Here is a 13,282-nt window from a genome sequence, read left to right as displayed (position 1 = left end):
GTTTAATTGATTGAACAATTACTATCTGGTTTTTCAACAGTTCTAGGATCAAATGTACTCCTTATGATCTTGTTGGGAACAGTGGCAGGTTACTTTATCGGATCAATTCCAGGACTGACTCCTAGTATTGGTATTGCTTTATTAATCCCATTTACTTTTGGGATGGAGCCAGTTGCTGCTTTAGTCTTACTAGTGTCATTATATGTTGCAGCTGAGTACGGCGGAGGGATTACGGCTATTCTCTTAAATGCTCCAGGTACACCAGCCGCAGCAGCTACTTCCTTTGATGGCTATCCACTAGCAAAGCAAGGTAAGGCTGGTAAGGCATTAACGGTTTCCATTGTTGCTTCTGCTATTGGTGCATTTATAAGTACTATCTTACTGATATTTACCGCAGTTCCTATGGCTAATTTTGCATTGAATTTTGGCCCAGCGGAATATTTTGCTCTTGCATTGTTTGGCTTGAGTTTAGTTAGTAGTTTAAGTGAAGGTTCGTTAGTAAAGAGTTTAATAGCTATGTTCATAGGGTTAATTATCGTAACGATTGGGATGGACCCTGTTAATGGAGTACCGCGATTCGCTGTTACAACAGACTTATTAGGTGGTGTACCATTCCTACCAGCTCTTATTGGATTATTTGCTCTTTCTGAAGTGTTTTATATGTTAGAAGCCAAGCAAAACAAGAATAATAAAAAGGTGAACCGAATAGAGAAGTTCGGTTTAAAGGATACGAAAGAAACCTTAAGTAAATTTAAAGGAACCTTAATTCGATCGCCGATACTAGGTTATGTCATTGGTATTATACCTGGTGCAGGTGTAACGATTGCCTCTTTGATTAGTTACAATGAAGCGAAAAGATCTTCAAAAAATCGTGATAGCTTCGGTAAGGGGAACCCAGAAGGGATTGCAGCCTCTGAAGGAGCGAACAATGCTGCTGTTCCTGGTTCGTTAGCTCCATTACTAGCACTTGGGATACCAGGTTCAGCTAGTGCGGCGATCTTAATTGGTGCTTTAACGATACAAGGTGTTCAGCCTGGGCCGCTCCTTTTTACTGAGTATCCAGAAATCCCATACTCGATCTTTGCTTCATTGCTGCTTTCCATTCCACTTATGTTGGCAGTTGGTCTTTTCGGGGTACGCTTATGGGTGAACGTAACGCTTATTCCAAAACGGTTGCTCGCAGTAGTCGTAGCAGGAATTTGTATACTAGGAGCTTATGCTTATAGTAATTCCATGTATTCCGTTTGGATTATGCTCATAGCAGGAATTGTAGGGTATTTATTTAGAAAGATTGGTATACCGACAACTCCAATTGTCTTAGCGATGGTATTAGGGTTTATGATGGAAGTAAACTTTAGAAGAGCGTTGGTTGTATCAGATGGCAGCTTCCTTTTCTTCCTTTCAAGGCCAATTGCGTTTGTGTTAATTGCACTTGCAGTATTAACATTGTTAGTACCAATCATTAGAAGTATTAAATCAAAGAAAAAAGAAGCAGATGACCAAAACATCTCAATGTAATAAGAGGTAATAAATAACAGAGAGGGTAATGCATCTTGGAGAAAGATATTAAGACTGATTCAGTGTTTGACCATATTTATAAAGGAATTAAAGATGGTCTTATTAAATCTGGTGAAACGTTATCAGAAAGAGGATTAGCATCTGAGTTAAATGTGAGTAGAACCCCGGTTCGCGAAGCTTTGCGAAGGTTGGAGAATTATGGATTAGTAGAGCCGGAACCGAATAAAGGTGTGAAAGTCATTTCTTTCTCAAAGGAGAAGGTAAAACAGCTTTATCAAGTACGTGAGGTATTAGAAGGATTAGGTGCAAAACTTCTTGCTGAGAAAGCGAATCCTAAAGACATAGAAAGGCTGGAAATGCTCTTAACGGAGGCTGAAAAGGCAGCGAAGAACAATGACATCGAGCTATTACGGAATATCAACTCGCAGTTTCATATCGAAATTGCTAGCAGCACAAATAACTTGTACTTAATCAATACGATGCAGACATTGCAGTCACATATTAGTGTTTGTATGGGGACATCGCTAAAGGTTACAGGAAGACCGTTGGAAAATATTGAAGAACATCACCTTATTTTGGACGCGATAAAACGAAAAGAGCCTGATTTCGCAGAAGCAGTAACAAAGTATCATGTTCGAAAATCAATGGAAAATGTATTAAAAAATTTAGAAATATAAAATTAGACATTAAAGGAGAGGTTAGTATGGTGACAAAGCAATTAGTACAAAAAGTGTTAGCGACAAAAATAGAGGATATCCCGCAAGAGGTCAGAGACCATGGTAAAAGAAGTTTTCTAAACTGGATGGGTGTAGCAATCGGTGCGGCACAACATGAATCGGTCGATATGGTTCTTGAGTTGAAAAACGATTTAAATGGCGGGGAACAAGTGTCGATTTTAGGAAGAGAAGAAAAGACGGACTTATTATTAGCGACATTGGTTAACGGCATGTCCTCTCATATTTTTGATTATGATGATACTCATCTTGATACGATTCACCACCCGAGAGGTCCAGTGGCTCCTGTGGCACTAGCGTTAGGTGAGCACTTAGGCCTCTCTGGAGAACAGGTTCTTCATGCCTTTATTCTAGGCTGTGAAGTCGAGCTTAGAATCAGTAATGCGGTCTACCCAAGTCATTATCAACTAGGCTGGCATATTACGAGTTCAGCAGGAGTGTTTGGGGCAGCGGTTGCAGCAGGAACATTACTAGAGTTGAACGAAGAAGAGATGTTACATGCGCTCGGCTTAGCGGGGACTCAATCATTTGGATTGCGTGAAATGTTTGGAACGATGACGAAACCATTCCACCCAGGAAAAGCCGCTCAAAACGGGTTGCTGGCAGCAATGCTAGCGAAAAAAGGCTTCACAAGCTCTAAGCAAGTGCTTGAAGCAAAACGCGGATTTGCCAATGTATTAGCACCAGAACATGACTTAGAAAAAGTGAATGTCAACTGGGGAGTAGATTGGGAGCTGCAGAAAAATGCGTTTAAACCGTATGCGTGCGGCATTGTCTTACATCCATCGATTGATGCGTGCATTAACTTGCGTCAACATGCGGATCCATCAGAAGTAAAGTCAATTGAAGTGAACGTAAACCCATATGTTCTTGAATTAACAGGAAAGCCAACGCCGCAAACAGGGCTAGAAGGAAAGTTTAGTATTTATCATACAGGAGCGATTGCCTTCTTAGATGGCGATGCGGGTGAAGAGCAATATTCAAATGAGAAAGTGTTAGATAGCAAGACGGTTGCATTCAGAGAAAAGATCAAACCAGTCGTCAATGAAAACATGAAAGAGGATGAAGTATACGCGAAGCTCACTCTTCATGATGGCCGCGAATTCGAAGTGAAAATTGAACACGCGACAGGAAGCATCGAAAATCCAATGACAGACGAAGCTCTGATTCGTAAATTTACGAAACTGGCAACACCAGTCATTGGAGCGGAAAATACGGAAGCACTGATCACAACACTTTACAATCTAGATCAGTTGCCAAACCTTCAAGAGGTGCTAGCAGTATCAGGCGGTCAGAAGCTAACAACTAATTAAAAAGAAAAAGGGGTGTCTCAAAGGTGACTTTAACCTTTTGAGGCACCCCTGAAGTAATGAGCATAGTAGTTGCTGGTTTCGAAACTGCTACTTGAGTTGATCCACTTATTGGTGCAAGTGTGTACGGAGCTAATGCAAGTACTGCTCTCGACTATTAAGACAAACCCTTTTCATTCTAAAAAATTAACCCAAGTAAGAAGGTGTTTGGAAAATGGAAGATCTGAGTCGAGTCAAAAAAAGTGAAGTGTTAAAGCACGTGATCATTGCGGGGGCATTCCTATTCTTAGTAGTTTCCCCCTTATTAACATTTAGTGATTCTGTGGATAGCAATATTTTCAGTGCGGGAGCTATTTTTGTTTTGGGAATTATTCTGTGGATTACGAATGTGATCCCATCTTCACTAACCGCTGTTCTTCTGATTGTACTGTTCTCAGTATTTGACGTTTTGACATTTGAAGAGGCTGCCAGTGGGTTAGGGAATGAAATCATCTGGCTTGTTCTAGCGGTTTTATTTATGGGGATTGCTGTTGAGAAGACTGGGCTTGATAAACGAATTGCCTATTCACTGCTTGCGTTATCTAAGGGGAACGTAAAAGCTACTTTATTTAACTTAATTATGTCTGCATTCGTGCTGACATTTCTTATCCCCAATGCAGTAGGGAGACTAGCTGTTCTATTGCCAATAGGTAAAGGGATCATTCGTAGTATGGAAAAAGAGGGAGGAGAGAACATAGGTAAATCAATCATGTTAATCGTTACCTATTCTCCTTATGTTACAACGGTTGCTTTATTAACGGGGGCTAGTGGCTCCATTTATGCAACGGGACTATTTGAGACGATGCTTGGGCACAGTTGGAACTATTTGCAATGGATGATTATTATGGTTCCGATGATTTTTGTTGTTTTGATAGCGCTCTGGCTCATTGTCTTATTCCTATTTCCGTCACGCACGTCACAAATTAGTGATAGTCAGGAGTATTTTGAACAGGAAAGAAAGGGAATGGGTCCTATATCAACTAGTGAAAAAAAATTACTCTCGCTGTATGTTCTATTAATCTTTTTGTGGATAACTAGAGATTACCACCATCTATCGATCTCTCTATCGGCTGTGATCGTGTTAGTTCTTATGTTTTTACCTGGAATAAAATTACTTGAATGGAAGGAAAGTCTAAAGAAAGTCGATTGGGGTGTTCCCATTTTATTTGCGGCGGGATTTGCGATTGCGAATGCCTTTGAAAAAAGTGGGATTGTTTACTTGTTATCGGATGTTGCAGTAAAGTTTTTACAGGATTTCTCCATCTTTATTTTAGCCCTATCGATTATGTTAATTTTTGTTGTGATCAGACTTTGTTTTACTAACTTTAATGCAATGGTTGCGACCTTAATGCCGGTAGCTATTTCATTTGCTATTACGACTCCTTACAACCCTTTATGGATTGGGATGATTAGTTTAATAGCAAGCAGTACCGCTTATTTGATTCCTACTCAAGCAATAGGAAGTATGATGACATTCACCTTGGGGTACTACAACAATAGGGATATGTTTAAAGCGGGTGGCTTGTTAACAATTAGTATTATTTTGATTGCTCTGCTATTTTCCTTTTTTTACTGGCCGTTCGTTGGCTTAGATATTTATTAGCTGAAAGGACCACGTACGATTTACGTACGTGGTTTCTTACTGTTATCTCTGATTGGCTTGATGAAACTTTGCGAGCTTTCTTCAAGCGCTTTTATGGCTACTTTTCCGGCATTTAGAATATGTTGTTTAGCTTTTATCTCGGCCAATTCTGAGTCTTTTTGTTCAATCGCATTAATAATCTCTATGTGCTCTTTGATTGTATCCTCAGGACGAAGGGGCACTGCTAAAGAAGTAGAGCGAGCTAGAATAATTCTATATTTCAAACGTTGAAGGGTTTCCTTAACAAACTGATTATCACTGATCTCTACGATCGTATTATGAAGTTCATCATTAATATGAACCAATTCACGAATGTTATCGTCTTCCATTGCTTTGTAAGAATCATCTAATATATCTCTAAGTTTCTTTATCCCTTCCTTCGTTATGTTTTCTGCAGCCTTTCTTGCTGCGAGTCCTTCCATTACTTCTCTTACTTCAACTAAGTCAGTAATTGATTTGACGTTTAGTCGAGGTACAAGAATACCTTTATACGCTTGATTTTCCAGAAGTCCTTCCATGACAAGTCTATTTAATGCTTCTCTTACAGGAGTTCTGCTAACCTCAAGTGATTCGCATAGCTCTCTTTCTATGACTCTTTGACCGGGTTTGAACTCACCATTCAGTAGTGCCTTTTTCACTCTTTCATATACAGCAATTTGAATCGTTTCTTTTTGTGATGTCATCGCACTCACCTTTTGTATGCTATTTATTCATTACACTTTTGTAGAACAATTTGTGTTAATTATAAAAATCTAACTTTTTTTAGTCAACAAAGATTTTGAAGGCAATTAGTTTTTCTGATTTTTTAGCAAATCCAGTTGACTTCCAATTGCAATATTGTATACAATATAAACATACATTATTGTAATTCGTATTTCAACTATTCGTACATAGGAGGAGAGGATAATATGGTGACAAAACAATTAGTTCAAAACGTGTTAGCGACAAAAATTGAGGATATCCCGCAAGAGGTCAGAGACCATGGTAAAAGAAGTTTTCTAAACTGGATGGGTGTAGCAATCGGTGCGGCACAACACGAATCGGTCGATATGGTTCTTGAGTTGAAAAATGATTTAAACGGCGGGGAACAAGTGTCGATTTTAGGAAGAGAAGAAAAGACGGACTTATTATTAGCGACATTGGTTAACGGCATGTCCTCTCATATCTTTGATTATGATGATACTCATCTTGATACGATTCACCACCCAAGCGGTCCAGTGGCCCCTGTGGCGCTAGCGTTAGGTGAGCACTTAGGCCTCTCCGGAGAACAAGTTCTACATGCCTTTATTCTAGGTTGTGAAGTTGAGCTTCGAATCAGTAATGCGGTCTACCCAAGTCATTATCAATTAGGCTGGCATATTACGAGTTCAGCAGGAGTGTTTGGGGCAGCGGTTGCAGCAGGAACATTATTAGAGTTGAACGAAGAAGAAATGTTACATGCGCTCGGGTTAGCGGGGACCCAATCATTTGGATTGCGTGAAATGTTTGGAACGATGACGAAACCATTCCACCCAGGAAAAGCCGCTCAAAACGGCTTACTAGCGGCGATGCTAGCGAAGAAAGGCTTCACAAGCTCTAAGCAAGTGCTGGAGGCAAAACGTGGATTTGCCAATGTGTTAGCACCAGAACATGACTTAGAAAAAGTGAATGTCAACTGGGGAGTAGATTGGGAGCTGCAGAAAAATGCGTTTAAACCGTATGCGTGCGGAATTGTCTTACATCCATCGATTGATGCGTGCATTAACTTGCGTCAACATGCGGATCCATCAGAAGTAAAGTCAATTGAAGTGAACGTAAACCCATATGTTCTTGAATTAACAGGAAAGCCAACGCCGCAAACAGGGCTAGAAGGAAAGTTTAGTATTTATCATACAGGAGCGATTGCCTTCTTAGATGGCGATGCGGGTGAAGAGCAATATTCAAATGAGAAAGTGTTAGATAGCAAGACGGTTGCATTCAGAGAAAAGATCAAACCAGTCGTCAATGAAAGCATGAAAGAGGATGAAGTATACGCGAAGCTCACTCTTCATGATGGCCGCGAATTCGAAGTGAAAATTGAACACGCAACAGGAAGCATCGAAAATCCAATGACAGACGAAGCGTTGGTTCGTAAATTTACGAATCTAGCGACACCAATTATTGGAGCAGAAAATACAGAAGCACTAATCACAACGCTTTACAACTTAGATCAACTACCAAACCTTCAAGAAGTATTATCGGTATCAGGCGGTCAGACAGTGAAACTTTAAGTTTTGGGACATAGGGGACAGGTCCCTCGTCCCAAAATGAACATTTTACTATTAAAAAAGGTGGATAACCCTCTATTTATACAGAGGGTTATCCACCTTTTGTGAGATATACACAGCTGGCTGATGAAATTATTCGTGTCAATATATAGATATCCACATCTAATTCATGTTCGACAGAAGGGAAATGGGACGAGGAACCTGTCCCCCCGTCCCATTTTCTTAATTCCGTATTTTAAACGCGGCATTGATTTGACCGCGAAGCATTTTGTTTCTTGTTTCTTTTTTGCTTTGTGATTTCTTCTCGGCCTTGCGTATTTCAAACGTTCCTAGGCCATCTTCCATTTTGTTAGCAATGTCTACTAGTCTCTCAACATCATTAAAAGAATACTTACGAGTCCTACCATTCGTACGAACAGGAAAAACGAGTTTCCTTTCTTCGTAATAACGAATTTGCCTTTCTGATAGTCCCGTCAACTCACTAACAATCCCGATTGTGATGACTTTATGTTCTTTGTATGATGACACCTGCTTCACCCCTTTTGTTAAGTCAGAAGCATCATATAGCACTCCTTATTATTCTAACACACTATATTTAGTAGGTGGAGAAAAGATATAGGGTGAGGAGGGAAGATATTCCTGCTGATCGTGCATTTGATTTTACGTTAGATTTTCCACTTTATTTTGTGCTAGATGAATTTGGTAAATCTGCTCCTTTAACAAAGGCAATTTCAATTCGACTTGTTTTTTTATTGTGTCATCTAGTGGCAATTTCTCGATGCTTTCATAGCTAAAATAAAGCGGTTTATGAATTTGATCTAACAAGGAAGCTTGCTTTTCTTTTCCAAAAGAAAGGATGAATTCTTGTTGTTTTGGTGTTAAGGCGTGTAATGCGGCCTCTCTTTTCTTTGCAAGTCTCCATTCTTCTATCATTTGTTTCTGTCTTTCGAGTAAAGGGAGGTTTAGTTGGATTTGTCGTTGTAAGGTTTCATTGAAATCTGATAGATCTTCTATATACAAGAAGCTTTCTGCAAACCCGTCCTCAGTGGAAAGAAGTAATTCTCTTCGGTCTTCCTGGTTTAGCTTTGATACAAATTGTTGTTGTTCGATCGTTAGCCGTTGAAATAAAGAGGCTAATTTTCTTTCTTCCTCGTATCTTATATGGATCCGCTCGACTTGGTTAATCTGGTTATCGGATAGAGGAAGACCTAGTTCATATTGGGCGATTAGATCTTGAGGGAGAGGCAAATGCATGTACGCATGTAAAGGATAAAATAAATCTTTCTTGTACTTAATGAGTATCTCATCTCTTTCAAGATCAATTGAATACATTCCTTTTTTGACATCTTTAATGACAGATGAAGGGAGGGAGAGGTAGTTTTCAAAACAATTTTCTCCTAAATAGCGTACTGCGCCTTGGGATTTATTTCGAATGATATATTGAAAGCGAAGTGCTTGTCCACAATCACATTTATGGGGTCGCTTTTGGTATCCCCCATCTTTAATATCGACTAAGATCCAATCATCGAGTTTCTCCTCAATCTCTTGATCACTCATTTTTTCGTTAATGTCGATTCCTTTGTAATTTGCTAGAGTTTGCAGCCAGCGACTCTTTTTTTTGAGTTTTGTGCGATGCTGTAGGTAGTAGATTTGCTCTTCGTTTAATGTGCTCATTACCGTTTCTATTTCTTTTTTAGAGAGCAGGACCATGAATGAAGCACCTCCACGTATTCTATTATTTTAGTAATAGATATGCTTGAGGGGAGAGGGGTATGATAGAGAATTTGATCGAGTTCGCTATGGTGAGGGGGCAGTTTGTGGGTTAGTTAAAAATAAAAACTGAACAATTTATCGAGAAAAAGTGGATAACTATGACTTTATGCAGTGGGTTTTCCACATTACGGTAGATATCCACATTAATTTCGGTGTTTTTTTAAAAAGAAAATATGTAGTTAATCAAACTAAAGCAGTTGGGGTGTCCCAACTGCTTACTTAATGAGTTCTACAATACCAAATAAGCAAAGCTTAATGCTTTAGTCTTTTATGATTTAAAGGTTCGAAATCAAAATCAAATTTTTGAACATAGTTGCAATGTGAACAAGCTCTGCCTAATTGTTTGTTCGTAACAGGGTCTTTATAATAAACCTCTTCAAGACTGCATACAGGACACTCAATAATATGTAGGATTTCTCTTTTGCCTAAAACAACATCGAGTAATAGATTAAAGTGCATCATGTACACCCTTTCTGTGCTTTTTTGTAACTGTAACAGATGGAGGGAGAGAATGAACTCGAAGTGTGTTGTGGAGAAGTGTTTTTTGTGCGACATAAAGTGAGGGGAAGTAAGGAGTTTAGGGGGATTTCACTTTTATCAGCATCTCTATCTGTGGTAAAAAAGGTTTAGAAACACAAGTAGACTAAGGGCAAAAGAACCAAATGGCAACAAATAATTAACGGGAATTAGTGTTGAGTATTGTATAAATTCGACTGGTTATGACGGGTTAGTAGAAATTTACTACACAATTATATATTTTCACTAGTATGATAAATGCATTTTTATAAATAGCGTTTAGTAATAGAAGGAGTAAAGGATCGATTGTTTTGACATCCGCGCACATTGTATTGCGAGCGTGTATTAGACAGCGCATGCCCCTGCGGTTGTTACGTTTTTTCGGTAAAAGGGGCGACTGTTCAATTGAAAAATACCGGTGAATTTCACAGATAAACCGTCCCTTTTATTCAATTCAATTTTTAAAAATAAATGGGAAGTATACTAAATATAGTTGTTTTGCCTATTTATAATTGAATCTATTAGAATAATAATATTTACTGCAGTGATAAATTACTGTTATTATACAAAGGTTATGGGTGTTTGTAATGGGGGGATTTTGGCGAAAGAGGTTTATTTTTCATTGTTGCCAACCATTGCGGTAGGAGCTAAAGAAGTAAGGTACCAGCGGGGGATTAGAAAAGAGATATAGTAGCCTGAAGATAAGAAAAAATAGATTTGTGTTAAAGTTTTTTAGAAAAAGTACTTGTTTTTATTAAAATACTATGATAATTTTATAAACCTAAGCGAAAAACTTCTGGGGCCTTAGCTCAGCTGGGAGAGCGCCTGCCTTGCACGCAGGAGGTCAGCGGTTCGATCCCGCTAGGCTCCACCAGATATACGGAGGAATACCCAAGTCCGGCTGAAGGGATCGGTCTTGAAAACCGACAGGCGGGTTAAACCGCGCGGGGGTTCGAATCCCTCTTCCTCCGCCATTGTTATATACGGATAGTATTCTTTTGATTTTGGAGGGGTAGCGAAGTGGCTAAACGCGGCGGACTGTAAATCCGCTCCCTCAGGGTTCGGCGGTTCGAATCCGTCCCCCTCCACCATTTTTTTTGATAGAGTTGTCTCATATTAATATACAATAAGTCCGGCCGGGGTGGTGGAATTGGCAGACACACAGGACTTAAAATCCTGCGATAGGTGACTATCGTGCCGGTTCAAGTCCGGCCCTCGGCACCAAATAATTGAGCGCCCTTAGCTCAGCTGGATAGAGTGTTTGACTACGAATCAAAAGGTCGGGAGTTCGAATCTCTCAGGGCGCGCCATTCTATCTAAATGAAAGCGGGAAGTGGCTCAGCTTGGTAGAGCACCTGGTTTGGGACCAGGGGGTCGCAGGTTCAAATCCTGTCTTCCCGACCATTTAATATAATAGATAATAGAATATGCGGGTGTAGTTTAGTGGTAAAACCTCAGCCACGAGCAAACCATCTGCCGAATAAGCTGCGAGTTGTCTCGACGCATTTGCTTCTAAGAGTTACTAGAAGAGGAAGAGACATGACAGTGCGTTATGAAAATTTGTGATATATATTGATTTTATATGCGGGTGTAGTTTAGTGGTAAAACCTCAGCCTTCCAAGCTGATGATGTGAGTTCGATTCTCATCACCCGCTCTTACTAAATTACTGTGGGCCTGTAGCTCAGCTGGTTAGAGCGCACGCCTGATAAGCGTGAGGTCGGTGGTTCGAGTCCACTCAGGCCCATTTCATTCCACAGTAGCTCAGTGGTAGAGCTATCGGCTGTTAACCGATCGGTCGTAGGTTCGAGTCCTACCTGTGGAGCCACTTAGATTGGCCCGTTGGTCAAGCGGTTAAGACACCGCCCTTTCACGGCGGTAACACGGGTTCGAATCCCGTACGGGTCACCAACACAAAACCGGAGGATTAGCTCAGCTGGGAGAGCACCTGCCTTACAAGCAGGGGGTCGGCGGTTCGATCCCGTCATCCTCCACCATAACTTTTCTATTGTGTAACGACGCGGGGTAGAGCATACAGCGAAACATCGTCGAATAAGCATCGACATGTCTTGACGCATACACATCAAAGTTTTGCTAGAAGAGGAAAAGACGTCATCTTTGAACAACGTCATCCGAATACTATATAACGACGCGGGGTGGAGCAGTCTGGTAGCTCGTCGGGCTCATAACCCGAAGGTCGGCGGTTCAAATCCGTTCCCCGCAATACCATTGGTCCGGTAGTTCAGTTGGTTAGAATGCCTGCCTGTCACGCAGGAGGTCGCGGGTTCGAGTCCCGTCCGGACCGCCATTTAATTATATTTTGTTTTGGCTCAGTAGCTCAGTCGGTAGAGCAATGGACTGAAAATCCATGTGTCGGCGGTTCGATTCCGTCCTGAGCCACCATTTATACACGAATCTAGTCAATTGGTAGAAAACTGACTGTGAGCAAATCTACATTAGAACTAACAGTGAAATGTTACTTCTAAATAAATGATAAATACTTCGTGGAATAACAGCAAGAGCCATTAGCTCAGTTACGAGCAAATCTACTTGAGGTAACTTCGAGTTGTTCTGACGCAGTGAGCTGCGAAGCTAAACTAGCAGAGGAAAGAACAGGTAAGACCACGGAGAGATTCATCGTCCGTAAGCAACATGAAACACTTCTATGAAAAAACAGCAAGAGCCATTAGCTCAGTTGGTAGAGCATCTGACTTTTAATCAGAGGGTCGAAGGTTCGAGTCCTTCATGGCTCACCATTTAAGATGTTTTAAAAAACATCAACTATGCGGGTGTGGCGGAATTGGCAGACGCGCTAGACTTAGGATCTAGTGTCTTATGACGTGGGGGTTCGACTCCCTTCACCCGCACCATTCATTGCTACACAAACTTTTTTAAAAAAGGGTTGCGTGTAATCAATGGATGTGATATATTATTACTTGTCGCTGCGAAAGAGTAGCGGAATTGCTTTAAAAAAGTTGTTGCGTGGGACTTGTTAGTGTGATACAATATTTTTTGTCGCTGATGAGTTGGGCGAACAAGTAGTTCTTTGAAAACTGAACAAAAGCCAAGCGAAATAGAGATACATGATATCTCGTCAATTTTTATCATTGTTTTAACAAAAACGATGAAGTATCGTTAGCGATACATTTTGAGCTTAATCAAACACTTTTATGGAGAGTTTGATCCTGGCTCAGGACGAACGCTGGCGGCGTGCCTAATACATGCAAGTCGAGCGGACTTCATAAGAGCTTGCTCTTATGAAGTTAGCGGCGGACGGGTGAGTAACACGTGGGCAACCTGCCCTGTAGATCGGGATAACACCGAGAAATCGGTGCTAATACCGGGTAATAGAGTGAACACGCATGCGTTTACTCTCAAAGATGGCCTCGGCTATCACTACAGGATGGGCCCGCGGCGCATTAGCTAGTTGGTAAGGTAACGGCTTACCAAGGCGACGATGCGTAGCCGACCTGAGAGGGTGATCGGCCACACTGGGACTGAGACAC

8 protein-coding genes, 16 tRNA genes and 1 rRNA gene are annotated in these 13,282 nt (G+C 40.7%); 22 read left to right on the top strand and 3 right to left on the bottom strand.

Annotated elements, in window-relative coordinates; genetic code table 11:
- Positions 1-6: 6 nt before the first annotated feature.
- From AC1FXP_RS21315 to AC1FXP_RS21300, 4 genes are all read left to right on the top strand, one after another.
- Positions 7-1,518 (top strand): tripartite tricarboxylate transporter permease, encoded by a 1,512-nt coding sequence (locus AC1FXP_RS21315; RefSeq protein WP_480063953.1) that lies wholly within the window; start codon positions 7-9, stop codon positions 1,516-1,518.
- Positions 1,519-1,553: 35 nt separating this feature from the next.
- Positions 1,554-2,195 (top strand): GntR family transcriptional regulator, encoded by a 642-nt coding sequence (locus AC1FXP_RS21310; RefSeq protein ID WP_480063952.1) that lies wholly within the window; start codon positions 1,554-1,556, stop codon positions 2,193-2,195.
- Between the two features lie 26 nt (positions 2,196-2,221).
- Complete coding sequence (locus AC1FXP_RS21305; protein ID WP_480063951.1) at positions 2,222-3,565, top strand: MmgE/PrpD family protein; 1,344 nt, start codon at positions 2,222-2,224, stop codon at positions 3,563-3,565.
- A gap of 211 nt (positions 3,566-3,776) precedes the next feature.
- Positions 3,777-5,204, top strand: coding sequence for an SLC13 family permease (locus AC1FXP_RS21300; RefSeq protein WP_480063950.1), 1,428 nt, complete (start codon positions 3,777-3,779; stop codon positions 5,202-5,204).
- A gap of 20 nt (positions 5,205-5,224) precedes the next feature.
- Here AC1FXP_RS21300 and AC1FXP_RS21295 read toward each other — a convergent pair whose 3' ends face one another.
- Positions 5,225-5,926 (bottom strand): GntR family transcriptional regulator, encoded by a 702-nt coding sequence (locus tag AC1FXP_RS21295; protein ID WP_480063949.1) that lies wholly within the window; start codon positions 5,924-5,926, stop codon positions 5,225-5,227.
- A gap of 225 nt (positions 5,927-6,151) precedes the next feature.
- Between AC1FXP_RS21295 and AC1FXP_RS21290 the strand changes: the two genes are divergently transcribed.
- Complete coding sequence (locus AC1FXP_RS21290) at positions 6,152-7,492, top strand: MmgE/PrpD family protein (protein ID WP_480063948.1); 1,341 nt, start codon at positions 6,152-6,154, stop codon at positions 7,490-7,492.
- Between the two features lie 219 nt (positions 7,493-7,711).
- Here the strand turns inward: AC1FXP_RS21290 and AC1FXP_RS21285 are convergent, their stop codons facing one another.
- Together AC1FXP_RS21285 and AC1FXP_RS21280 are read right to left on the bottom strand one after the other, a co-directional pair.
- Positions 7,712-8,017, bottom strand: a complete 306-nt coding sequence (locus tag AC1FXP_RS21285) for a MerR family transcriptional regulator (RefSeq protein ID WP_480063946.1) — start codon at positions 8,015-8,017, stop codon at positions 7,712-7,714.
- A 132-nt stretch (positions 8,018-8,149) separates the two neighbouring features.
- Positions 8,150-9,199, bottom strand: coding sequence for a hypothetical protein (locus tag AC1FXP_RS21280; RefSeq protein ID WP_480063945.1), 1,050 nt, complete (start codon positions 9,197-9,199; stop codon positions 8,150-8,152).
- Positions 9,200-10,576: 1,377 nt separating this feature from the next.
- On the opposite strand from AC1FXP_RS21280, the gene AC1FXP_RS21275 reads away from it, so the two are divergent.
- From AC1FXP_RS21275 to AC1FXP_RS21195, 17 genes are all read left to right on the top strand, one after another.
- Positions 10,577-10,652: transfer RNA gene (locus tag AC1FXP_RS21275), tRNA-Ala, on the top strand.
- Positions 10,653-10,659: 7 nt separating this feature from the next.
- Positions 10,660-10,752: transfer RNA gene (locus AC1FXP_RS21270), tRNA-Ser, on the top strand.
- A 32-nt stretch (positions 10,753-10,784) separates the two neighbouring features.
- A tRNA-Tyr gene (locus AC1FXP_RS21265) sits at positions 10,785-10,869 on the top strand.
- A 44-nt stretch (positions 10,870-10,913) separates the two neighbouring features.
- A tRNA-Leu gene (locus AC1FXP_RS21260) sits at positions 10,914-11,002 on the top strand.
- A gap of 9 nt (positions 11,003-11,011) precedes the next feature.
- Positions 11,012-11,088 (top strand) — tRNA-Arg (locus AC1FXP_RS21255).
- Positions 11,089-11,105: 17 nt separating this feature from the next.
- A tRNA-Pro gene (locus tag AC1FXP_RS21250) sits at positions 11,106-11,182 on the top strand.
- A 180-nt stretch (positions 11,183-11,362) separates the two neighbouring features.
- Positions 11,363-11,433 (top strand) — tRNA-Gly (locus AC1FXP_RS21245).
- A gap of 16 nt (positions 11,434-11,449) precedes the next feature.
- Positions 11,450-11,523: transfer RNA gene (locus tag AC1FXP_RS21240), tRNA-Ile, on the top strand.
- Positions 11,524-11,529: 6 nt separating this feature from the next.
- A tRNA-Asn gene (locus AC1FXP_RS21235) sits at positions 11,530-11,604 on the top strand.
- 8 nt (positions 11,605-11,612) lie between these two features.
- Positions 11,613-11,687 (top strand) — tRNA-Glu (locus AC1FXP_RS21230).
- 10 nt (positions 11,688-11,697) lie between these two features.
- Positions 11,698-11,773, top strand: a tRNA-Val gene (locus tag AC1FXP_RS21225).
- A gap of 153 nt (positions 11,774-11,926) precedes the next feature.
- Positions 11,927-12,000 (top strand) — tRNA-Met (locus AC1FXP_RS21220).
- A 7-nt stretch (positions 12,001-12,007) separates the two neighbouring features.
- Positions 12,008-12,084 (top strand) — tRNA-Asp (locus tag AC1FXP_RS21215).
- Positions 12,085-12,103: 19 nt separating this feature from the next.
- Positions 12,104-12,179 (top strand) — tRNA-Phe (locus AC1FXP_RS21210).
- Between the two features lie 277 nt (positions 12,180-12,456).
- A tRNA-Lys gene (locus AC1FXP_RS21205) sits at positions 12,457-12,532 on the top strand.
- A 29-nt stretch (positions 12,533-12,561) separates the two neighbouring features.
- Positions 12,562-12,646, top strand: a tRNA-Leu gene (locus tag AC1FXP_RS21200).
- Positions 12,647-12,943: 297 nt separating this feature from the next.
- Positions 12,944-13,282: ribosomal RNA gene (locus AC1FXP_RS21195) — 16S ribosomal RNA — on the top strand; the annotation flags it as partial.

The organism is Halalkalibacter sp. HAAS-P013 (assembly GCF_056619925.1).
The sequence above is the reverse complement of the archived record's forward strand: the minus strand, read 5'-3'. Positions and strand labels throughout refer to the sequence as shown.